Origin of the sequence: Mesorhizobium sp. M0904, from assembly GCF_040319475.1 — a bacterium.
Classification (GTDB): Bacteria; Pseudomonadota; Alphaproteobacteria; order Rhizobiales; family Rhizobiaceae; genus Mesorhizobium.
Genome location: NZ_JAMYOC010000037.1, coordinates 18,149 through 41,133 on the forward strand (window position 1 = coordinate 18,149; position 22,985 = coordinate 41,133).

General features: G+C 58.2%; 20 protein-coding genes. 13 read left to right on the forward strand and 7 right to left on the reverse strand.

Annotated features, from left to right (window positions below):
* Positions 1-3 precede the first annotated feature (3 nt).
* The 3 genes from NKH80_RS28510 to NKH80_RS28520 are packed head-to-tail and all read left to right on the forward strand — an operon-like array spanning position 4 to position 2,553.
* Entirely contained in the window at positions 4-705 is a 702-nt protein-coding gene (locus NKH80_RS28510; protein WP_352853628.1) for an FkbM family methyltransferase, read from the forward strand.
* A complete protein-coding gene (locus tag NKH80_RS28515; protein ID WP_352995074.1) occupies positions 695-1,240 on the forward strand; it encodes a putative pterin-binding protein in 546 nt (181 codons plus the stop codon). Before NKH80_RS28510 ends, NKH80_RS28515 begins: the two co-directional genes overlap by 11 nt.
* Positions 1,237-2,553 carry a sensor histidine kinase gene (locus tag NKH80_RS28520; RefSeq protein ID WP_352995077.1) on the forward strand — a complete coding sequence of 439 codons (1,317 nt, stop codon included), beginning with the start codon at positions 1,237-1,239 and terminating at the stop codon, positions 2,551-2,553. Before NKH80_RS28515 ends, NKH80_RS28520 begins: the two co-directional genes overlap by 4 nt.
* A 129-nt stretch (positions 2,554-2,682) precedes the next feature.
* Here the strand turns inward: NKH80_RS28520 and NKH80_RS28525 are convergent, their stop codons facing one another.
* Complete coding sequence (locus tag NKH80_RS28525; protein ID WP_352995079.1) at positions 2,683-3,282, reverse strand: helix-turn-helix domain-containing protein; 600 nt, start codon at positions 3,280-3,282, stop codon at positions 2,683-2,685.
* Positions 3,283-3,316: 34 nt separating this feature from the next.
* Between NKH80_RS28525 and NKH80_RS28530 the strand changes: the two genes are divergently transcribed.
* The 5 genes from NKH80_RS28530 to NKH80_RS28550 all read left to right on the forward strand — a co-directional run bounded on the left by NKH80_RS28530 (position 3,317) and on the right by NKH80_RS28550 (position 7,828).
* Positions 3,317-3,919, forward strand: coding sequence for a hypothetical protein (locus NKH80_RS28530; protein WP_352995082.1), 603 nt, complete (start codon positions 3,317-3,319; stop codon positions 3,917-3,919).
* Positions 3,920-3,972: 53 nt separating this feature from the next.
* Positions 3,973-4,431, forward strand: a complete 459-nt coding sequence (locus NKH80_RS28535; protein ID WP_352995085.1) for a hypothetical protein — start codon at positions 3,973-3,975, stop codon at positions 4,429-4,431.
* 587 nt (positions 4,432-5,018) lie between these two features.
* Complete coding sequence (locus tag NKH80_RS28540; protein ID WP_352995088.1) at positions 5,019-6,101, forward strand: MBL fold metallo-hydrolase; 1,083 nt, start codon at positions 5,019-5,021, stop codon at positions 6,099-6,101.
* Between the two features lie 2 nt (positions 6,102-6,103).
* Complete coding sequence (locus tag NKH80_RS28545) at positions 6,104-6,943, forward strand: hypothetical protein (RefSeq protein ID WP_352995091.1); 840 nt, start codon at positions 6,104-6,106, stop codon at positions 6,941-6,943.
* Positions 6,944-6,946: 3 nt separating this feature from the next.
* Positions 6,947-7,828 (forward strand): ComEC/Rec2 family competence protein, encoded by an 882-nt coding sequence (locus NKH80_RS28550; protein ID WP_352995094.1) that lies wholly within the window; start codon positions 6,947-6,949, stop codon positions 7,826-7,828.
* A 39-nt stretch (positions 7,829-7,867) separates the two neighbouring features.
* Here NKH80_RS28550 and NKH80_RS28555 read toward each other — a convergent pair whose 3' ends face one another.
* Both NKH80_RS28555 and NKH80_RS28560 read right to left on the reverse strand, forming a co-directional pair.
* Positions 7,868-8,821: a toll/interleukin-1 receptor domain-containing protein gene (locus tag NKH80_RS28555; protein WP_352647630.1), complete on the reverse strand. Its 954-nt coding sequence runs from the start codon at positions 8,819-8,821 to the stop codon at positions 7,868-7,870.
* Positions 8,822-8,964: 143 nt separating this feature from the next.
* Positions 8,965-9,423 carry a hypothetical protein gene (locus NKH80_RS28560; protein WP_352995098.1) on the reverse strand — a complete coding sequence of 153 codons (459 nt, stop codon included), beginning with the start codon at positions 9,421-9,423 and terminating at the stop codon, positions 8,965-8,967.
* 325 nt (positions 9,424-9,748) lie between these two features.
* On the opposite strand from NKH80_RS28560, the gene NKH80_RS28565 reads away from it, so the two are divergent.
* Positions 9,749-10,918, forward strand: a complete 1,170-nt coding sequence (locus NKH80_RS28565) for a T6SS phospholipase effector Tle1-like catalytic domain-containing protein (RefSeq protein WP_352995101.1) — start codon at positions 9,749-9,751, stop codon at positions 10,916-10,918.
* A 1,544-nt stretch (positions 10,919-12,462) separates the two neighbouring features.
* Here NKH80_RS28565 and NKH80_RS28570 read toward each other — a convergent pair.
* The 4 genes from NKH80_RS28570 to NKH80_RS28585 form a co-directional block, all read right to left on the reverse strand.
* Entirely contained in the window at positions 12,463-13,785 is a 1,323-nt protein-coding gene (locus tag NKH80_RS28570; RefSeq protein WP_352995104.1) for an NAD(P)/FAD-dependent oxidoreductase, read from the reverse strand.
* 13 nt (positions 13,786-13,798) lie between these two features.
* The gene (locus tag NKH80_RS28575) at positions 13,799-15,325 is read right to left on the reverse strand and encodes an aldehyde dehydrogenase (RefSeq protein ID WP_352995107.1); all 1,527 of its coding nucleotides are present in this window, start codon (positions 15,323-15,325) and stop codon (positions 13,799-13,801) included.
* Positions 15,303-16,247: a dihydrodipicolinate synthase family protein gene (locus NKH80_RS28580; protein WP_352995110.1), complete on the reverse strand. Its 945-nt coding sequence runs from the start codon at positions 16,245-16,247 to the stop codon at positions 15,303-15,305. Before NKH80_RS28580 ends, NKH80_RS28575 begins: the two co-directional genes overlap by 23 nt.
* Before the next feature lie 548 nt (positions 16,248-16,795).
* Positions 16,796-17,707 (reverse strand): LysR substrate-binding domain-containing protein, encoded by a 912-nt coding sequence (locus NKH80_RS28585; RefSeq protein WP_352995113.1) that lies wholly within the window; start codon positions 17,705-17,707, stop codon positions 16,796-16,798.
* Between the two features lie 159 nt (positions 17,708-17,866).
* On the opposite strand from NKH80_RS28585, the gene NKH80_RS28590 reads away from it, so the two are divergent.
* The 4 genes from NKH80_RS28590 to NKH80_RS28605 all read left to right on the forward strand — a co-directional run bounded on the left by NKH80_RS28590 (position 17,867) and on the right by NKH80_RS28605 (position 22,881).
* Complete coding sequence (locus NKH80_RS28590) at positions 17,867-19,420, forward strand: trimethylamine methyltransferase family protein (RefSeq protein WP_352995116.1); 1,554 nt, start codon at positions 17,867-17,869, stop codon at positions 19,418-19,420.
* Positions 19,421-19,428: 8 nt separating this feature from the next.
* Positions 19,429-20,538: a mandelate racemase/muconate lactonizing enzyme family protein gene (locus NKH80_RS28595; protein ID WP_352995119.1), complete on the forward strand. Its 1,110-nt coding sequence runs from the start codon at positions 19,429-19,431 to the stop codon at positions 20,536-20,538.
* Positions 20,538-21,584 carry a GlxA family transcriptional regulator gene (locus NKH80_RS28600; RefSeq protein WP_352995122.1) on the forward strand — a complete coding sequence of 349 codons (1,047 nt, stop codon included), beginning with the start codon at positions 20,538-20,540 and terminating at the stop codon, positions 21,582-21,584. The genes NKH80_RS28595 and NKH80_RS28600 overlap by 1 nt, the downstream gene beginning before the upstream one ends.
* A gap of 541 nt (positions 21,585-22,125) precedes the next feature.
* Entirely contained in the window at positions 22,126-22,881 is a 756-nt protein-coding gene (locus NKH80_RS28605; RefSeq protein ID WP_352995125.1) for an ABC transporter permease, read from the forward strand.
* Positions 22,882-22,985 lie beyond the last annotated feature (104 nt).

Consider the following 22,985-nt stretch of genomic DNA (forward strand, 5'->3'; position numbering starts at 1 on the left):
CCAATGGCGCCCATGATCGTCCATGGAATCAAGGTTCCTGTCGCACCACAGGATGTTTCGCCGGTTATCTGGCGTGCGCTTCAAAGCCAGAGCTATGAGGCTAAGGAAGCGAAGTGGATCTTCAGGGCGGTCAAGGCGCGCGATCGCGTACTGGAGCTGGGGTCGGGTATCGGCATCATCACCGCACTGATCGCAAAAATCCCCGGCGTTCAGGTATGGGCTTTTGAAGCAAATCCCGCAACGGCGGAGCTAGCGAAACGCGTGATAGCGGCCAACGATCTCGACAATGTCACATATTCCCAGGGTATCCTCACAGCGGGCCCGCCGCGGTCCTTCACCTTCTACGTTCGCCGCGACCTTTGGATGTCTTCCACGGACAAAGACCAAGGACCCTACGAGCGCGAACTTTCGATCGTCTCGGCCGACGTCGATCGTTTCATCACCGATCATCGAATAAACGCCCTCGTCATGGACATTGAAGGTGCTGAGAAAGAACTTCTGCAGGATGCCGAGCTGCCCGGGGTCGAGCGCATCTTTCTTGAGCTGCACGACCATCTCTATGGCCTTGACGGCATCCGAAACATCACGCTTGCCCTGGCGGAAAAGGGATTTGCCTACGATCCGCGGGGCTCCCGAGGACCTTGCGTGCTCTTCGCCAAGAACGATGGCCCCCGCGAATACGAGGATGTGGAAGATGTTGCGTAGTGCTCTCGCCGTCATATTTGCCGTTGCCCTTCCGCTCGCCAGCGCCGCCGAGGAAATTCCGCTCGATCCCAACGAAGTGTCGGTTCAAGATGCCGGCGGCAAGACCATCGCGGTCTTTTCCGTGAAGCAGCTGCGGGCAGAGTTTCCGCAACAGGCCTATGACACGCGTACACCCTGGACGAGCGACAGCGAAAAAATCGAATATCGTGGGCCGCTGCTTGCAAACGTGCTTTCCAAGGCTGGAATAACCGCCGCGCAGGAGGTGAAAGTTGTCGCCTATGACAACTTCGTTTCCGATATTCGAATGGACGAAATCCGGTCCTATAATCCGATTCTGGCGGTCGAGCGTCGTTGCAACGAGAACGACAAGGCCGGCTCGCTTTGCCCCCCGGGCCATGATTTCCGCCCGATCAGCATGGTGGAGAAAGGCCCTATCTTCATTGTTTGGCCCTTCGACCAATTGCCCGCTTCATACGTTCCAGCAAGAAACTCGATCTGGGTGTTTTTCCCGGTCGTCCTGCGCGCCACGCAATGAAGTTCTTCAACGGCCGATTGCTCACTGTTCTGCCATATCTCGGTATGGCTGCGGCGCTTGGGCTGAGTGCCTGGACATTCATCCAATCGAACCGCTACCGTCAGGAGACGGATGCCATCCTCAACCAGACCTTCGAGATTCAGTGGCGCGCGGCACAGATTCGCGAGCGCCTTATACGGGTGTATGGCTATCTTCGTATTGCTGACCAGACGGGCAAGCTTGATGCCGACATCGATCGGCAAATGGCGCTGGTGAGCGTGAACGTCGCGCAGCTGGAAAACCTGCCCTATCTGAACCGCTTTTTTCCGGATCATGACGCCGCACTACTGGGCGGGATTCGCCAGACCCTCGAAGAGAAAATCGCCCCCCTTGTGTCGGCCCGCAAAAACTACACTCAAGCCATTGCCGACATGGCCAAGCTGGAACAGTCAATTTATGAGATTTCCAGCTCTACTGTTGATCACAGCGCCACCTTGCAGCAGACCGCCGGCATCGACATTGCCGCCTCGCGCAACTGGTTCATCTTCGCCATCGCGCTTGGCCTCGGCGCCACCTTCTATCTCGTTATCCATCAGCGCTACTCCTCGGCCAACCGCCGTGACCAGCACATGCGCTCGTTCGCGTCGCTCTTTGCGCATACTACTCGATCGCGTGTTACAGCCCTCAGACTGTTCCTTGAGCATTCACAGCCAGATACGCAGCCAAGCAGCGAAATGCTTGAGGCTGCGCGCAATGCCGCGAGCGAACTGGAATCGATCACCAACAGTGTGCTCCAGATCGCCTATGCGCCACAAGAGTCCAGCACTGTGCCGCTCGGCCGACTGCTAGAAGATGTAACGGCAGAGCGTAGCGGTTTGGTGCAAGTCCGTATCGACTCCAAAGCGCGCTTGCACCCCGTACCCTCGGCGCCATTCCGGTTGGTCGTGAACGAGCTGATCGAAAACGCTCTTGCCGCTTCGTCGGACGTCAATAACGCCCAAGTTCTTGTCTCCGCGACAGTCAAGCGACAGCCATTCCTCCCCCGCACCTATCTAGTGCTTGAGGTGGCCGACAAGGGCTCAGGCATGCCGCCTACGATCGCTGCAAAAGCGACCACCCCTTTCTTTTCAACGCGAGCCGGGAATCATACTGGCCTTGGCCTGACCGCATGTTCTCAGATGGTCTCGACGCTGAACGGAAAGCTCATCATCAAAAGCGCTCAAGGTATCGGCACAACCGTGCAGGTCAGAATTCCCCTGGCCTCCGCCGCAGCCATTTTTTGGCAATCGTTCCGCAGGTACGGGCGAACAAAGGAACACTCGTGGGGCGGCTAGGTATCAGTTCTGCTCTATTTTGTTCACGGTCTGCGCGAGCATCGCCAGAGCTTGCCAGGTCATTCCGTTGTCTCCGCTAGAAGGATGATGACGCTGGATCAGCTCTCAAATGGGTGCCTACCCCTCCAGCTAATCAGAAACAGGTAGGTCTGCTGTTGGTGGGATCTTTTCGGAAAAGAGGAAGGTCGCTGGATCCAGTTTCAACGCCTTGGCGATCCCGGCAATCGTGTCCACGCTGATGTTGCCGCTCGCGCGCTCCAGTTTCGTGAATGTCGCCTCCGCCACACCGATGAGTTTGGCCATCTCATAGCGGTGCAAAGTACGTCGTTGTCGCTCAAAATCGATGATGTGCGCCAGCCGCTTGCGGATCGCATTGTCGTCCAACCGATGCGCCCATTCCGGAACCTTCTTACCGCCGGCGAGCAGTCCTGCAAAGGACACTTGCAAGCCGTTTGCCATGATCTGCAGCGTCGTCAATGTGACATTATTTTTCTGACGCACAGTCTGAATGTAGGTTCGATAGGCCAGTTTTTCGCCCTCGGCGGTCCGAAACAGTTCCGCCATGTGCATATGGGATAGGCCGCGTTTGGCTCTCTCCCGCTCAAGCGTCAGAGCAATGTTGGCGCGCAATGGGTTGTTGACCACGCCTCCGTCGTCTCGTTTCATAAATCGATGTAGTCGCACAAACCTGCCTTTTTCGACCTGTCCTTTTTCGCGCGGATCATCCATAGTAAACTGTCAAATCTGCAGCGAGGAAAAGGCTATGACCATACTCAAATTCCTACTGGGGGGTGCCGTCGCCATCGCGGGCGCCGCAGCTCTTCCATCCCAATCAAAAGCGTCGGAATGGGGCTGTCAGGTCCTCCTATGTCTTTCCGGCGAATGGCAAGGCACCCCCTCATGCCACCCGCCAATTTACAAGTTGATTGCGGCGATGGAAGCCCCGGGTTTTAATTGGCCGACCTGTCCGCAAGCCAACTCCAGCGCGGCGAGATTTGAGAAGTATGAGGATTGTCCGTCTGGCTGGCAAGCAGTTGGCGGCTCCGAATCCGATCGGCCGGGCTTAGGTCAAGAACGAAACATCTGCCGCATCGCGGCCGGTAGGCTCTCCTTGCCCGTCGTTTTCAAAAACAACGCCCTCGGCGGACATCATGGAGACGGATCACGTCAGGTCCAAATCGAAATCGACGGTAAGGTGGTGACGGCAAAAATTCAGACCGCGGGGAACGATCGAGGGCATTCCCTTGGTAATGGCCCCACCTACTACACCATCCCTCGACCGATGCGCGGAAAGCCCTGGTTCATCGAGTATGATGACGCGAACGGCATGCGCCAGAAAAGCTGGTTCGATCTCAACATGCCATAAGCCAGGAGATCACCAGGCCAAAACCCAAGAGCCACAATTCAGGGAGGTTTGTAGTGTTCAAGGCGCTTCTCCTGTCCACAGTGATTTTGAACACAGGCGCAGTGTTGACGGCGGCTGCTCAGAGCGACAAGCCGCGATCAAGCGTGGAGAATCCTATGTGGCCCGCTTCACTGAAGTGGGACTGCAAGACCGCTGCCAAGATTGTATGCGAGCGTGATGGCGGTTGCTCAGTGACTGAGGAACGCTCTGGATTTGTGCTGAACTACGGCAGCAACGAAGCCGAATTCTCAGCTGGCAATGTCAGGATCAAGCGCCACTATCAACAGACCGTGCAGGCAAGCCCTTTGCAGCAGGAAGTTAAAGTCGAACTGGCCGACAATCGCGTTCTTTGGCTGACGGCCGTGGATGCCAGCCGCACTTATTCGGAAGCGTGGGTCGGCGCACTGAGCGAGTTGAAGGGTGGCGCGGTACTGATGCAATCCGAAGGGGTATATTGCATGCCGCACAAGTGAGTGCGCCGAGAGGGGAGGGGAAGGTAGCGGAGGCCGATGGTCTGGCCTCAACCGCCAGCCACTGGCGGTTCAGAAAAGCCCCGGGGACAATCGTCGGACCCTTGCTGCTGAGGCGCTTCGGAAGGGCCGACTGGGGCGTATTCCGCTGAACCGCTAGGCCGAACCTTCGAAAATCGCGGCGGTCATCGCTCACCTGCTTTCCGAGTATGCCAGCATGTCTTCGGCTAGATCTTTTACGGTTCCATCACTGAAAGTGCACCGTGCGATGGCAAGCGCGGTGCCAGGAAGCGTCCTCGCGAGCTTGACACGCTGATGTACGGGCTTGCCAGTTCTCAGGTGCGCCAAACACTCATTCTCGGATGAGGCAAATTACTGAAGCGCTACCGTCGGGCAGGCGGGGCGAAGATCGGAAGCGGCTTAGCCGCTCCTGCATCGTGGGCGTAGCTACCCAACGTGGTTTCTACTTCGTAAATTAACTGTATAGGGGCTCTTGTAACCGAGAGCATCAAGTCACATCTGACGACAAAACTTTGCGACTGAAGGAATTTCCAGTAATTCAATGCACCCGGAGGGGAGGGGACCAACAAGTGGCTGACTATTTTGAAATCGATTTTCTTGGCGTAGAAACCAAGAAGAGCGGCGACGCGATTGCGCTTCGCTACGAAAAAGACGGTGCAACGTTCATCCACGTCGTTGATGGCGGCTATGCCACCACCGGTGAAACCCTGCGCAACCATGTGCTGGCACACTACGACAATCCCAAATTCATCGACCATGTAGTTGCCACGCACAATGATGGCGACCACGCCCGCGGCCTGGTGGCGGTCCTTGAGCATTTTGAGGTCGGCGTCCTGTGGATGCTCCGGCCATGGATGTATGCGGACGAGCTTATTGGACGGTTCGAGACCTACACCAGCATCGATCGTTTGCGGTCCACTCTGCGGTCGGCCTACGCCAACCTGGCTGCGCTTGAGGATATCGCGGTCAAGAAGGGCATAGAGATCCGCGAGCCCTTCCAGGGCGCGTGGATCGGCGCATTCCACGTGATGGCGCCGACCCGGGCACGGTTTCTCGATCTGATCGTCACGTCCAACAAAACGCCGGAGGCCAAGGCCGAGGAGGTTACGGGCGGCGGGATCTTCACGACGCTTCTCGAGAAAGCGATCACGGCCGTCGCCCTGATCAGGGCTGCGTGGGGGGCCGAAGCGTTCCCGGCAGAGGACACCAGCAACGAAAACGAGATGAGCGTGGTGCAGTACGCGGAGATGTGCGGCGAGAAGATCTTGCTTACGGCGGACACCGGCCGGGACGGATTGGCGGAAGTCATTGATTATGCGCCTGCTGCAGGGCTCTCGCTCCCTGGCATCAGTCGCTTTCAGGTCCCGCATCACGGCGGGCGCCGCAACCTCACGACTGATTTGCTGGATAAGATCCTAGGTCCACGCCTCGAAAACCCTCCTGCGCAGGGCCATTTCACGGCGATCATCAGCTCGGCAAAAGAAGACGAGGATCATCCGCGAAAGGTGGTCATGCGCGCCGCGATCCACCGCGGCGCGAACCTGCACATGACCGAGGGCAGGGACATCCGTTCCTCCTCCGCCGGTGCACCCGCCCGGAGTGGATGGAATGCGCTCACGCCCGCAAGCTATCCTGACGAGTACGAGGAATAGCCATGGCGATTCCTCTCACCACTGACATCGCGCAGATGTTCGACGGCTATGGTCGCCAGGCCCGACTGTTCCCGGGCCTGCTGACGATCTTTCCGCCTTTGCTGGCAGTCATGGCTTGGTTTCCCTGGCTGATCGTGTCGAGTGTCGCAGCAACTTTGCTCACGATTGCGACGTCATGCGGCCTGCTCTACGCGCTCGGGTCATGGGCCCGAACCAAGGGGCGACGGATCGAGCCTGGACTGCGCAGGCGGTGGGGCGGATGGCCTACGACCATCCTGCTGCGGCACACTAGCGAGCTCGACGTGCATACCCGCCGTCGCTATCACGCCTTCCTGGGCGCTGCCGTGCCGAACATTCCGGTTTTCCCGACCGCCGAACAGGAGGCGGCAGATCCCGCCGCCGCCAATGCCGTTTACGATTCGGCCGTGATTTGGCTCAAGGAACGGGCGAGGGGGAAGGAGTTCGCAATGGTGAACCGCGAAAATGCCCAATACGGCTTTCGCCGCAACCTGCGCGGGCTCAAGCCGATCGGCATCACCGCCTGTGCCATCACCCTGCTGGCTTCACTAGGCGCCATCATCTACAGCAACCCCGGCTTCATTGACCTCGTGCAGGCGCACGCATGGCGTTCAGCGATCGCAATCCTGACCCCGCTGGGTCCGGCGGTGCTGTCCGCCATGGTAGTGAACGCGTTTGCGATACTCATCTGGATCTTCGTGGTCACGAACCGCTGGGTATGGGAGGCTGGAATCCAGTACGCCACGGCCTTGCTCACGACCTGTGACAAAGTCCAGCTGCAGCAAACGCCTGCGGTACGCAATGCCGCGAGCACGGGCAACTGAGTCATGGACCTCAGGATTTTCGATGTCGAGCACGGACAGTGCTCGCATATCGTCACCAGCACCAACAGGCACATCCTGATTGATGCCGGCCACAACTCAAGCACCAATTGGCGGCCTTCGACCTATCTTCCGCGCCGGGGCATCTCCCACATCGACAAACTCATCATTTCGAATTTCGACGAGGACCATGCGAGCGACCTGCACAACCTGGTGGAGACCGTCAGCATAGGAACGCTGATGAAAAATCCCTCGGTGTCGCCGCACAACCTCCGGCAACTCAAGGAAATCGGTGGCATAGGCCGAGGCATTGATGCGCTCGCGGATTTGATGGCGAGGTACACTGCGTCCGTCAGCAGCAATATCGACTACGGCGACTTCAAGATCCGCAGCTTCTGGAACCGTTATCCGGCCGAATTCGAGGATGAGAACAACCTCAGCCTGGTCTCGATCATTGAAAGCCATGGCATAAGGATTTGTTTTCCGGGCGATATGGAAGTTGCTGGGTGGGAGCGTCTGTTGGCTCGCGAAAGCTTCCGCGCGGCCATGGGCGAGGTCGACATCTTGGTCGCCTCCCACCACGGCAGACGCAACGGGTGCAGCGAGCGTCTTTTCGATGAGACAGGCCTCTCCCCGTACTTTGTCCGCATCGCAGGACACCGTGCGCTGGTACCGCCATCGTTGCCGCGGATTCGAGCTGAACGGGGAACGACGGCATGTCCTAACCACGCGAAGGGATGGTCGGGTCCGGATACAAACAAGCCCGCAAGGGGCAGTAGTCGACGTGTTCTGATCTGTGGCAGGACAATATATCCTTCGTGTCGTTTCGCTTTGCAAAACGGAAGCGCCCCGATCTGTCTCGCGGCGCCCGTGAAACGCTCAAGTTGATATCCTGCGCAGCCAGCCCCTTCGCAAGCGGCCGGAATATTACCATGAAGGCGCCAGCCGCGACGTGAAGCGATGCCACAGATAGTCTGCGGCCTGTTCAGCTGTCATCCGTTTCACGTTGATTGACCTTTCGAATTCGGACAGGCCCATTGCCATCGTCGCTGCGAAATGCAGGCCGTCTTCTTGGTCGATCGTCAAAAGCTCGTTGAAGCTGTTGTCGTTGCTGCGTAGGCCCTCGGAGAACTGAATGCCGTTGTCCGAGAAGGGACCGCCCATCCAAACCCTGCACGCACATTTGCTGCCGCCGTCGACGAAAAGCTCCGCGCGGAAGTCGGTGGTAACGGCCTGAAAATCGGTCTCGATGCGCGGATCTTGCTGAGCAAGGTTGAGATTCTTTTCGAACAACGCCCGGATGATTTCAAAGCCCTCTCGGATGAAGCGCCGTTTTTCGGCATCGGTAGGAATTCGTTTGAGGTTCGGGAGGATAGTCGTCAGGCGCGACCCGCCCGCGCTGTCCTGTCTGTCAGGTCCCGGGAAATCCTTATGTGGGACACTTCCGGCGAGGCCCGGAAAGTTCGGTCGAGTTAGAGGCTTCGCACGGTTGCTATCGATGCCGGCCAGCAAGGTTGCCCGAGCAGTTTCTTCTGGCATGTCGATGATACGGATTTGAACGAGCGACGTCAGGAGACCAATCGGTTGGCAAGGGCGCACCAGTACAGGAACCAGCTTACGGTTCAGCCCCTGTGGGTCGCTTGTAAAGGCCGCAGCCCATTCCGGAGAGGTGAACTGCGATTTCAGGTAGTCGGGCGACAAGACCAAAATTGTGCGGACTGCTTCCGCGGCAGCCCGTTGCATCTCGAGCACAAAGTTGCTTCCCGGCCGGAAATCCCAAGCCTGGATGGTGACAGTTAATCCGGCCTCCTCGAGCACGTAACCAATCCATTCGGCCCAAGCCGTATCGGCATGCGTATAGCTGATGAAGAAGTCAGTCATGATGGTTCCAGCCTATTCTCGGGCGACTCATAGAAGCATGGATTGCGGGTAATGCGAGAGATCCCATCGCGTTCGTCGGGGCACGGGTTCAGGGGGTCTAAACCCTAAAAGGACAATGTGGCGCTGCTCTTAACCTCAAGGGATTATGGAGGGCCACGAGTGCTGTGAGCGGCGTCCTTGGTCCGCTTTCGCAAACTTCGCGCGCGGTAGCGTTCGCTCTCAACAAAAGTATGCTCATGGGTGCGGAGCTTCGAAACCAACGCCTGCAAATTAGGGCTTTTGTCGATCGAATTCAAAATGCCGTCGATGCTGTGTTGGAGGAACTTACCGCTTCGACCGGCAAGAATTCCGTCGGCCTCGATCCCACAGGCGATCTCCGTAAGGTTCAGGACTTCCGCTAAATGATCCTCTTGGTCGTCAGGAGAGGCTTTATCAAAGGCCCTCCACTCCTCCCGCATCGATTGGACGACCGCAAGATAGATAGCGGCTGACGTGGCACGACGGTTCGCCCTGGCTTCCCAGAATGAGAATAACAACGTCACCACCGCGACAGGAAGGCCCGCGATGGTAATCACGTCAGCGATGGTCTGAATTTGGCTCAAGCTAGAAAGCTCTATGAGCGCTTCTTGTCCCCCGACGCACCACCACCGGCGCCGGTTTGTCTAGCGCCGGCGTTGTCGGTGCTCGAGCCAGACGGTTTCGAGCCCCACTGATCGAGGCGATCAGTCACCCTGGCGTTCGATGTTGTCCTGGTCGTATGTGCATCGCCGATTTTAGTGGTTGATAGGTTCGAAGGCTTTTTCTCTTTGTTTGACATTTAAGCCTCTGTGTTCGCGAGTTGGGTGTAAAGTTTTTCCAAGGCTACAGCGCCGAGTCGCCATTTAATAAATGCTAGACTAGCACAGCTTTTTCAGCAGAGCAGGGGACATGGGCAATCCAAAGCGTCTTGCGGTTTTTCTCGACGGCACCTGGAATACGGTCGGAGACAACACCAACGTCTGGCGCCTGAAGTCTCTTTGTGATCCCGATGATCCGGCACAACTGGTCTACTACAGCACGGGCGTAGGTACGCAACTCGGGGAGAAAATCCGTGGTGGCCTGTTCGGCCTTGGGATCGACCATGAAATTTCCGAAGCCTACGAATGGTTAGTCGATCACTACAATAAGGGAGACAAGCTCTACATTTTTGGTTTTAGCCGCGGCGCCTACACCGCCCGGAGCTTGTCCGGGCTCATATCCAAATGTGGACTGCTCAAACCGGGCTCTCCAATCTCCATAAGGCAGCTCTACGATCGCTATCGGCGGCGAACCGACAAGACGATTCGTGAACTGCTTCAGGTTCTCGAGCGGGCAGGAGGAGATGCGACCGCTGTCCAACTCGAGGAGCGCTGGCTTCTGCGGTATTCCAATCCGATCAATATTGATTTTGTTGGCATCTGGGACACCGTGGGCTCCCTCGGAGTGCCGATCGGCGCAAAGCGCAATATTGCGAAATACAGGTTTCTTGATACGCATCTCAGGCTCAGCAACCTCAATGCTTATCATGCGCTGGCGATCGATGAGCATCGCGCTTCATTTGCGCCGACGCTCTGGACCAGGACGGTGGCGGCCGGTGCTTCCAATCCAGCACCAGCTCGAGCGATCGAGAACGTGGAACAGCGATGGTTTGTGGGTGCGCATGCCAACATTGGCGGGGGTTACCCAAGTGATCTGCTGGCCCAGATTCCATTGAAGTGGCTGATGGCCAAGGCCGAGTTCCATGGACTCAAATTCCGATCGCAGGTCGATGTAGACCAGGGCAATGCTCTCCCACCAGTTGCCGACTCCTACGCCGGCTTTCTTGGCGGAATTTATCGCTATTTTACAAAGCCCTATAATCGGCCGATAGGCGCACCGCCGCTTGCGGGCAGCGACGCCACGACTTCAACGATCAATGAGACGATCGACGGCAGTGTTTTCGACCGTTGGCGCGCGCAGCTTACCTACAGACCCAAGAATTTGCAGGACTGGGCCGCCAGAATAGGTGTTGATCCGGCAACCATCAACCGCTCAGTGCCGGCGGCTGACCCGCTTCGTGGCGAGCCTATTCCTAGGTAAGCATTTATTGGCGGCTCAGGCGGCACAGAGCTTTGCTCTTGGCGGTCTGCAGCGCTGAAATGATGCACGAAGAGAGGGTTTTTGTAAGCCGCTACACGCTAAAGTTGCATAATATCTGTTATGGAACTTAGAGGCAGTTCCAGAAGTGTTGCAAATTTGGGTTGCGGTACGCTTGGCACGTGCGCTTTCTTTCCGCAAGGAAACCGCCGTCAATGCCAATCTCAGCGTTGAATGAGGTGTTTGCGGGCCGCGAAGCGGAGCGCCCCAATAGAGGAGCGTAGCGGCCCGTAAACACCGCTAGGCGGTGTTTTTCGTTGCGGTTTGAAGTTACCTTCGAGACATGCCGTGTTTGAAGCTGCGTCATCGACCGCTGCCTCCGTCGTTGGCTGGCTGGGTCCTTACAGACCGACACGGCCGGCCTCGCTATTGGCCGACGATCTGCGTGGAAATGGCTCACGCTCGCGCGTCCGATCGAACGCAGCAGGTGCATCTTGGCGCTCTCGACCGCCTCTATGCGTCGGCGGCGGCACAGCTAGGAACGGATCGGCTGGATAGTGTCTCCTGGCAGAGGGCGACCTCGATGCTCTTGAGCAGGTGCTGGCTGGCTTTCTCGGCAAGCTGCGCATTGTATGGTCAACTGACGCCGGCACCTCCGTCGACGAGAGCCCCGCTGAAGGCGCTTCCGGCGCTTGTCATCGAGGATCTCTGGGAGCAGTTCGATTCCACCTCGGCACGCAATCCGTTCCGTAGCACCCCACTTCGATGGCGCAATCTTCTGATCTTCCTTTTACTACTGCACTGGGACTGCGGCGCGGAGAAGTCGGACTTCTGCCGGCAAATGCCATCAAAGACGAATTCGATCCCTCAACCGGTGAGAACGCTACTGGATCAATGTCGAGCCGAGCCCTGACTTAGATCCCCGATATGAAGCACCTGGGCTGAAGACGGAAACAGCCGCCGGCAATTACCGATGTCCCTTGAAGTCCCGAAGGTCCATGACCTCTACGTTCAGAATTATCGGGCCAAGGGACGCCATCCCTTTCTGATCACGTCCCAGCAAGCACGTCCGTTGTCGCTTCGGGCATTCGGCTACGTCTTCGAGACCATTACCGCGAACCTGACCAGCCCTGCCCGGCGCGCTGAAACCGTTGCCCGCTCTATACCGTGCCGCGCTCGGGCCGTCTGCTCATGACGGTGATCGAAACCCACCTCCGGCCGGTCGCGGCGCTTCGATGACGGAGATTGTGTGTGCCGCTCATTCTTCCATCCGGGGCTGGGGCGAGGCTGGCATAGTCGAGACCGGTGTATGGCGAGCAGAGCAGGCCGGCAGAAGAAGCGGGGGCGTTCCTGTAGCTCGGCAAGCTCCAGAAATAGACGCTCTTTTTCAAGCCTACGGCCTCGACGGCAAGCGCAATGGCCGGACGGTTTCTTGCCTGTGCCCGCAGGCCGAGCGATATTATCTCACCTGGAACGATAATCGAACGTTGTCGCCTGCGGCGAGCTATTCCGGACATTCTCCACCGAGGGAGCGGGCCATTTGATCGCTACAGCTCTCTCCCAGCGCGCCTCTGCATCGCCCAAAGCCTCAGCGGCGCGCCGATCGACATGATCGGCTTCGGATAGAGCCGAACAGGAGTCGGCTCGTTCAAGGCATCGGCAACCATTGGTTCATTGCGGCCGGTGGCAAGGTCGGCGGCCAGCATGCCATAGAGCGTGCCCTGCACCGTTCCGAGCCCGTTGCAGCAGCCGGCCACGAAAACCCGCTCTTCGACTTCGCCAAATGCCGGCGCGGAGTTGAGAGAAAGACAGAGATGGCCTCCCCAACGAAATTCCATCGGTATCCTACCCAACATCGGGAAGCGCGCCCGGAACGACAGATCGTGCGCGGCCCCAATCCGATTGATCTGTTTCTCGCTCGTGGACATGTCCGGGTTATAGGTAAAGGTGTTGCGGACGACGATGCGGTCTCCGATGCGGCGGATGGTCGAGCCCATCGGATCAGCCGGGATCAAGCCCCAATGCGGCTCACCGCCCAGGACAGCCTGCTCGCTTTTGGAGAGCGGCCTTGTCATGCTGGCGTAGGTGCACACATGCAGCAGGCGTTTTTTGAAAAAGCCAAAACTTTCGAGATGGCCATTGATTGTGAATATCAGCCGCGGGGCCGAGATCTCGCCCTCGGCCGTTTTCACCGTGTGCAGTTTGCCGGTCTGCAGGGATGTGACGGGTGAATTCTCGAATAGCTGCACGCGGCTGGATAAACCTTCAGCGAGTCCACGAATGAATCCGGCTGGCTGTGCCATCACCGTCCCCGGCGTGAAGGTGCCGCCGACGAAGAAATCGGTTCCAGTGATCTGCTTTAGCTGCGTCCGGTCGAGTCGCTCGAACGGTTCGGCCAAGCCTGTCAGGTGGTTTTCAAACTCGCGTAGCACGGCGAGGCCATGATCGGTCGCTGCGCCATGGAACTTGCCGGCCCGAACGAAGAAGCTCTGCAATCCGTATTCGTCCGCTGCGGAAGCCGAGAACTCGATCGCGGCGCGGTTCATGCGGATGCGCTTGCGGTCGTGGTCCTGGCTTCCGCCATAGTTCTCGCCGCCAAGCTCGTGCGGCAGGTCGATCATGAAGCCGGAGTTGCGCCCTGCAGCACCCCAGCCAACACGCTGCGCGTCGACTACCACTATGCGCTCGTTCGGCACCAATTGTGAGAGGCGCCGCGCGGCCGCCAATCCAGCAAACCCAGCTCCTACAATGAGCCAGTCCGCCTTGTGGCGGCCGCGCAGCACCTCAGGTGCCTTGGGAGGCGGCAGAATACCGTACCAGCCGGGCATCGATGTGTCCGCGGGCGTGCGGACAGCTTCATGATCGCTCATCGGTGCGGCCAGGCTAGTCTACCGAACTCGAAACTTTAGGATCGGAGATGTCCGCCCAGATGGTCTTGAGTTCAGTATATTGGTCGTGGGCGTGCAATGACTTGTCTCGTCCGCCGAAGCCCGAAAGCTTGAAGCCGCCGAAGGGGGTCGAGACGTCTCCTTCGCCGTAGCAGTTGATGGTCACCGTCCCGGCGCGAATGTCGCGCGCGATGCGATGCGCCTTGCCGAGATTGGCGGTAAAGATTGAAGCTGCAAGCCCGTATTGCGTATCGTTGGCGACCCGGAGTGCCTCGTCAGCGTTGGCTACCTTGATGACCGAGAGCACTGGACCGAAAATCTCCTCTCGCGCAATCGTCATTTCGGGCGTGACATCGTCGAATACGGTGGGCTCGATGAAATAGCCTTTCCCATGCTTGTGGGCGTTGCCGCCCGTGACGATCCTGGCGCCTTCCGCCCGCCCCTTCTTGATGTAGCCCATGATGCGGTCGAACTGCTCCTTCGACACAATGGCGCCCAGCCGATTGCCCGGATCCAACGGCTCGCCCAAAGGCCATTCCTTGAGCTTGTGGAGGACCGTTTCCACCAAGCGGTCCTTGATCTTCTCGTGCACGATCAGGCGGGAATTGGACGAGCAGTTCTCGCCCATGTTCCAGAAGACAGCCTGGGTGACATGCTGTGCGACGACATCCAAGTTCTCGGCGTCATCGAGCACGATGCACGGATTCTTCCCCCCGCATTCGAGCACGATGCGCTTTAGGTTGGACTTGGCGGAATATTCCAGGAATTTCCGGCCGACATCAGTGGATCCCGTGAAGGCAACCATGTCGATATCGGGATGCATGCCGATTGCCTTGCCGGTCACTTCGCCCGGCCCCGTGACGATCTGCAAGACGCCCGGCGGCAAGCCGGCCTCATGCGCCAGCTCCGCGATCCGCAACGTCGACATGTTGGTCTGCTCGGCCGGCTTGACGATTACCGAATTACCGGTTGCCAGTGCCGGCCCGATCTTCCAGGCCAACATCAGGATCGGAAAATTCCAGGGCAGAACGCAAGCGACCACGCCCAGCGGCTGGCGCACGATCATGGACACGACGCCATCGCCTGATGGCGACGTCTGACCGTATACCTTGTCGGTCGCTTCCGCGTGCCATTCCAGGCAATGCAGGGCCTCGGGAATGTCAATACTTTCGACATCGTAGATCGGCTTGCCGCTTTCAATGGTCTCAAGCACGGCAAGCTCGTGAGCGCTGCGCTTCATCAGCTTGACAAGGCGGCGCAGCACGCGCTTGCGCTCGCTCGGATGCGCACGCGACCAAGCGCCCGATTCAAACGCCAGCCGGGCTTTTTGGACGGCGAGATCGACGTCAACCTGACTGCAGGAGGCTATCCTAGCAATCACCTGCCCCGTCGCGGGATTGATGGTTTCGAACGTCCCGCCGGAGTGTGCCGGCCGCGCCGTTCCGTCGATCACCGCGTTGGTTGGCAGCGGCAGGCTCTCCGCCAGATTCTGGTACTCATCACGCGTTAATAGCGATGACATTCTCGGAAGCCCTCTTTTGGGATTTTGCGGTGATTGATGCAATGACTGCCTTAAGGGTGCGGATCGTCGTCTCGAGTTCCCGCTTCTGTTCGTCGTCGAGTGCGCGCATCGGCCGGCGCACTGGCCCAGCCGGCAATCCTGCCAGCTCGCAGCCAAATTTGATGCTCTGGACGAATTTGCCGCCTTGTTCGAGAAGTCTCATCAAAGGCAGCAGCGCCGACATAATCTGCCGGCCCTTGGTGAAGTCCTTCTCAATCACGCATGCGTCATAGAGCGCAAGATGCTCCGCAGGCAGACAGTTGCCGGCGCCGCAGACCCAGCCCTTTGCGCCCCAGGCGAAGAACTCCAGCGCCTGATCATCCATACCGCAGAACAGGTCGATATGCGGATAGTCACGCGCCAGCGCATGCAACTGGTTCATGCTGCCGCTGGATTCCTTGATGGCGCAGAAATTGGTGCTGCGACCGACTCGATCCAGGAACTCGAGCTCCATCATCGTGCCGGTTCGTCCGGGATAGTTGTAGAGCATCACCGGCAGATTGGCGGCCTTGTCGATCGCCAGAGCATGATTGGCAAGTTCGAGCTGCGTGGGAACGGCGTAGTACGGCGAGCCGATAAGGATGCCGTCGTACTTCAGGTCTTTCGCTATTAGCGCATATTCAATGCAGTCGTCGGTGCGAATAGCACCAACACCGGCGATTAGAGGCATCTTCCCCTTCACCACGCTCCTGGCAAGCTTCAGTAGGCTGACACGTTCATCGCGGGATTGGGCATAGTATTCCCCGGTCGTCCCTCCGACGATGATGCCGTGCACACCCGACGAGACAAGGTACTCGACCATCACACAGAAGCCGTCGCGGTCGATCGATCCGTCCAAATGAAACGGCGTGGTAACGGGCGGAATAACGCCTTTGAACGACATCTGCCTGGCTCCAAATTGGGTTCAGGCCCATGGTTATAGGGAAGGATGGTGCGCCTAGCAGTCGAAATAAAATCACTCGACAGGCGACTTTTTTGCTGGGACCCGGCGAGCCGGCCGTTGCAGTGTCCGCTAGTGATCCGCCAATAAGATGAATGGGCTGCTTCCCTGCGGGGTTAATCGGCCTGCGAAAACTGTTGCCCGCGAACAGAAAGCAGCGCATCGAAACCCGAGTTACGGAACGCAGCGAGCGAGGATAGAACAGGTAGTTGCGCCACACATGCTCTCGCGCCTCACCAGCGCGGCCGGATTAAAAGGTGCGTTTCGCCGATTGGTTGACTAGTCAGCAGACATCGCTCACATCGAAAAGAACGCCTCGGGCACTATTACATCTCTTGGGCAATCGGCTGGCAAAGCGAGCCTAGCGGTGAGCCTCGCAACACGCGCCGCGCTCGATCGTGAGGCCAAGGGCTGCTTGACGACGAGTGTCCCTCCGACACACGCCGGGGACTTTGGGTGCAAATGGCGTACCGGTGTACGAGCTACAGGCATCAGTTTTCCCGCTCTTCCGCGGCGAGCTCTCTTAGCCATTTTCGCAAGAGCTCCGCGGCGGGCGAAAGTGTTCGGTTGTCATTCCAGGTAAGATAATACCCCCCCGGAGCAGGCAGCTCGAGGTCGGTGATCCTGACTAATTTGCCGTCTTTTATGAGCGGCAGCACCAACCGGTGCCACCCCACGGCGATGCCTTGGTCGGCCTGAGCGGCCTGCAACGTCACCGAAAATTTGCCAAATCTGCGGCCGCGAGGAGTTCCATGGGGGATACCGGCGCGCCTGAATACCTCATCCCACCCAGTCCAATCTGGATCTACCCAGTTGACGTGGAGGAGCGGCAGCTCGGGAAGCGACTCTGCCGTGGCATCCCGGTGCTCTTGAGCAAAATCAGGCCCGCACACAGGATAAATTGTGTCGTCAAATAGCAGTTCTGTGCTTTCGTCCGGCCATGAACCGAACCCATAGCGGATCCGCAACTCGACTTCAGCGCGCCGGTAGTCGCGCGAATTGTCGGAAATCAGGTGGTCGACCGCGATTTCCGGATAACGATTCCAGAAACCCGGCATACGCGGTATCAGCCACATTGACGCGATGCCATCTGAACAGGCGATTGTGACGTTCTTGGAGCGATCACCCTTCTTAATGCTTCTGACAACCTCCGACGCCCTGGAAAAGCCAGTTGCCAGTACCGCATAAAGGTCCTCACCGGCACTGGTGAGCATGACTCCGGTTCCCAGCCGTACGAAAAGAGGAACGCCAATCTCGTCCTCAATGGCCTTAATCTGCCGACTCACTGCACCCGGTGTCACGTTAAGTTCGGCAGCCGCGAGCTTGAACGACAAGTGCCGTGCAGATGCCTCGAACACTGCAAGGGCGGTCAGGGACGGGAGATCGTAGTAGCGACGAACCATTGGACACTTCAACCAAACTGCCCGCCCCGAAATCCGGACGGCGCTTTAGTCAACACCGGGGTGAGACTTTTGCATTAGGTCGAGTCCCCAGGATTAAGCAATAGTCACGCTGAGGGCGCTTACTCATTGCCCTGCTTTTCTTTTGTTTTGGAGACCAGCATGACTGCTGAAGCGAGAGCTTCGCGAAGAGGTGGGCGGGATGCGCGCCGAACGATCCGCACGGCGCCCAACGTCGAAATGCTGCCGACGCTCAGGCGTGGTCTCCCGGTGGTCGAGCCGATGGACGCTGAGCAGGTCGAGCGCATTCACGAGGCCTCTCTTGCAATCCTGGAGGAAGTTGGCGTTGTTTTCCGCGATCCGATCGCGATTGAGGACTGGAAGCGTGCCGGAGCGGACGTGCGCGCAGACGATCGCGTTCACCTCGACCGCGGCCTCGTTATGGAGCTTATCAAGACCATTCCACCCGAAATCGAATATTTCGCTCGCGACCCTTCGAAGAATGTCGAGCTTGGAGGCGGCAAGTCGATATTCGTGCCGATGACCGGCGCTCCTTATATGCGTGACCTCGATGACGTCAGGCGAGGCCCGACCATCGCGGACTTGGGCACCTTCCACAAGCTGGCGCACATGATGCCGGCGCTGCATTCATCGGCGCATCACATCGTCGAGCCGATGGACCTCGTCGTCGCGCATCGGCACCTGCATATCACCTATTCGTCAATGAAGCATTCCGATAAGATCTTCATGGGTATGACGACCTCGCCCAAGAATGCCGAGGATGTGCTCGACATGTGCGAGATCCTCTTCGGCGAGGGCTTCCTCGAGACCCATGCCGTCACGACCGGCAATTGCAATGGCAATTCGCCGCTTGTGTGGGATCAGGTCATGCTTGGTGCCATGCGGGCGTTCTGCCGGCGCAACCAGCCGGTCTTGTGCTCGCCGTTCGTGCTCGGCGGCGCGAACACGCCCGCCTCGACGGCGGCCGCTGTGGCGCAGCTCAACGCTGAAGCGCTCTCGGCGCTCGCCTATACCCAGGTGATCCGCAAGGGCTGCCCGGCCATCTACGGCCATTACCTTTCGACGGTCTCGATGCAGTCTGGCGCCCCTATGGCTGGAACGCCCGAGATATCGCTCATGAACTTCATGATCGGTCAGATGGCTCGGCGATACAACATCCCATGGCGCACCTCCAACTTGCTGGGCGGCGCGAAAATATTCGACGCTCAGGCGGGCTACGAAAGCGCGATGACGATGATGGCGGTGCTGATGTCGGGGGCCAACTATATCTGGCATTCGGCAGGCTGGAACGAAGCCGGCATGCATTGCTCAATCGCCAAATTTGTTGTCGACGCGGAGGTCTGCGACATGGGCTACCGCATGACCAAGGGCATCCAATGGGATGATTTCGACGAAGCTCTGTCGGCCATTCGTGATGTTGGACCTGGCGGCCATTACCTCGGCCACCCACACACCCAGGCCAATTTTCAACGCGCCTTTTTCATTCCAAAGCTCTTCGACAACAATTCCATTGAGCAGTGGAAGGCCGATGGATCGAAGGACATAAAACAGCGCGCCCTTGAACACGCCAGGCATCTTTTGGGAGAGTATCAGGAGCCCAAGTTGGACCCGGCCAAAGATGAGGAACTGCGAGCATATATCGAACGCCGTTCGCGCGAGATTCCTGCGGTTGAAGCCCTCAACGACGAACATTGAGTTCAACGATGCGCATCGAGACAATCAATGTATATACGACCCCGCTCCCGGTGAAGGGGGGCGTGTACCGGATGGCGAGTACCGACGTCCAGTCGCTCGACAGTACCTTGATCGAGATCGTCACGGATGATGGCATTATCGGTTGGGGTGAGACGTGTCCGGTCGGGCCTGTCTATCAGCCGCACCACGCACTCGGCGCCCGCGCCGCGATCGCCGAAATCGCGCCGGGCCTCGTCGGTCTGGAGATCGCCTCGATCAGGCTTCTGGCAACACGAATGGACGAGCGCCTGAACGGGCACGGCTATGCCAAGGCCGCATTCGACATTGCCTTTCTCGATCTTCTCGGCCAGAAGCTCGGCGTGCCAGTCTCGACGCTTCTGGGCGGCGCGCTGACGGACCGGGTCCCGGCCTACTATTCGCTGATCGTCGGCCCGCCGGACGAAACAGCCAGGGTCGCCGCCGACAAGGTGAAGGCAGGCTATCCGCGCCTGCAGATCAAGATCGCCGGGCGCAACCTCGAGGAGGATGTTGCCACGGTCCATAAGGTCTGGGAGGCGGTCGGCTACAAGGCGCGCATCGCGGTGGACGGTAACAGGGGCCTGACCGTCGCCGCCGCAATCCACCTCGACAGACTCTGCCAGACTATCCCGTTCGTCTTCGAGCAGCCCTGCAACACGATGGAAGAGGTCGCGACACTCAAGGGCCGCGTGACGCACCCTGTCTATCTGGACGAAAACACCGAGGACCAGAACGCAGTGCTGCGGGCGATTTCGACCGGCATTGCGGACGGCTTCGGCTTCAAGGTCACGCGACTGGGCGGCCTCACGAAGATGACCACTGTCCGGGACATCTGTGCGATCCGATCTCTTCCGCACACTTGCGATGACGCGTGGGGCGGCGATGTGATTGCAGCAGCTTGCGTCCATCTCGCCTCGACAGTCGAGCCACGGCGGTTTGAAGGCGCATGGATTGCCCAGGAGTACATCGACGGGCACTATGATCCCGAGAACCCAATAGTGATACGAAACGGGCATATTGCCGTGCCGCAGCGGCCTGGGCTCGGTGTTCAGCCCCAGGCAAAGAAACTCGGCGGACCAATAGTAACATACGGACGCTGATGAACGCTCCGGCTACAATCCACGCGATAAAAGCTATAGAGCGGCCGGATGATCTGTCCCTCGATCGAACGCTGGACATTGCCATTCTGGTACTGCCAGGCTTTTCGCACCTTGCGCTTCACGCTTACCTCGAGCCGTTTCGGATAGCGAATGTGCTGACGAAGGCCTCTTTGTTTCGGTGGCAAATTGCGGGGCTAGACAACAAGCCGGTTTACGGTGCGAACAACATCGCAATTTCTGTTGAAGTCACCACCGGGGCCTTAAGCGCTAGCAATGCGCATCTCAACCAGCTCGTAATCATCGCGGGTGAGCAGGTTGAACATCAGCACACTCCGCAGTTGCAGGCGTTCCTACGACGCGTGGCAAGGCAGGGCATTTTCATCTCGGCATTGGGCACGGCCACGTGGCTCCTGGCAGAAACTGGCTTGTTAGCCGATACCTCCTGCACGATCCATTGGTCCCGGCTCGCCGCTTTTTCCGAGGTGTTCCGCAAACCGCGTATACTAGAAACGCTCTTCGTGAAGGACGGACAGTACTCCACTTGCGCCGGCGAACTGGCGGCGTTCGACCTGGCAGTCGATCTCATTGCGAGCCACGCTGGCGCAACGGTGGCGCAACAAGTATGTCGTCATGCGATTGTTGACGGTCAACGCTCTGGTTCAAATCGCCAGACTGCTCCATCGGGACTGTCGTACGCAAACGTCAGCCAAAAACTTGTTGTCGCCGTTCAGACGATGGAGGCAAACCTTGATAACCCGCTCTCGATGCATGCCGTGGCCCACCGCGCCGGGGTTTCAAGGCGCCAACTTGAGCGACTTTTTGTCACACACGTTGGCGTCTCGCCGGCGAAGCATTATTTGAAAGTTAGACTCGATCACGCAAAGAGACTGATCGAGGGCACACGGATGCCATTGATCGACATTGCCATTGCATGCGGCTTCGTTTCATCATCGCATTTCTCGAAATGTTTCAAGGTGATCCATGGGACGACTCCGCAGCAATGCCGCCTTGAGGTACCAGCGTGGGTTGGACCGGGCCTAGGCTGATAGCGGGCGCTCGACTGCTCGAACGGTATTCCGAAGAACCCCATCGACTGATCGTAATCCAACCAGGCTTCCGATTGTCCAATCCGTCGGCTGCCCTATTGTCCCGTATGAATCGCGGGCCCGAGCGCGTATTCGATGCAATCCTCTGTGGGGATGGCCGACTCGCGCAATGAGCGGAATATTGCCTTGATCAGCGTCCTTGCTGACGTGGGAAGACTGACGTTCTCATCGCGTGACTGGGCATTAATACTCCCCAGTGGTGCCACCCACGATGGTGCCGTGCAGGGCTGAAGAAACGAGGTGCTCCACCATGACGCAAAGCCTCCGGGTGGAAGAGTCTGGTAACGGGCGGAATATGCCTTGAACGGCAGATCCTGGCTCCAGTTCGCCTATAGGCTCGTGGTTATTAAGATAAGGGAAGGACAGACACAGTCTACAGCCGAAATAAAATCACTTGGCATGCTACTTTTTTACGCAACCCCGCTCTGAAAAGTCATGCTAGCGCTGACCTTGAATCGGCTCATAGCAACGGGGAGCAACGATGAGCGGATGTGGAATCTTAAATCCGTTTGCTTGTGGCACCCTGCCGCTCGCACAATCGGTCAGCGATGGTCTGCGGTGGCTGGTCGACAATTACAGGCCGTTTTTCCAGCTGGTAAAGGCCCCTTTCGACACGGTTCTCCAGTCGCTGGTGTCGGTCATGACGTCGGCGCCGCCGCTGCTTGTGATCGCAGTGATTGTCCTCGTTGCATGGCAGCTGGCCAGCTGGCGCCTCGCTATCGTTTTGGGCGCGATCCTTTTCTTTATCGGCTTTATCGGCGTGTGGACGGAAACCATGATCACCCTTTCGATCGTCCTTACAGCCCTAATTTTTGCCCTGGCCATAGGCATTCCTCTCGGCATTATGTCCACCCGATCGGAGTGGCTGTATGCCGTTTTGCGACCAGTGCTGGACGGGATGCAGACCATTCCGGCATTTGTGTACCTCGTGCCCATCGTAATGCTTTTCGGCATCGGCAATGTGCCCGGCGTCATCGTGACGGTTATTTTTGCAGTCTCCCCCGTGATCCGGCTCATTTATCTTGGTATTGTGCAGGTTCCTGAAGAAGTGATCGAGGCCATGCGGGCGTTCGGAGCCAACGACCGCCAATTGCTTCTGAAGGCGCAGCTGCCGCTTGCCCTCCCGACAATAATGGCAGGTGTCAATCAGACGCTCATGATGTCTCTGTCGATGGTGGTCGTCGCGTCCATGATTGCGGTGGGAGGTCTCGGCCAAGGCAGCCCGATTCCCTTGTGAGTTATTGCTTCCCTTTGAGAAGCGATCAAGCACATTCGACGTAACCTTCGAGGTATAAAAGTCGTCTCCTTCAAGTCCTAGGACCCAGTCAGTTGTCGCGGCTG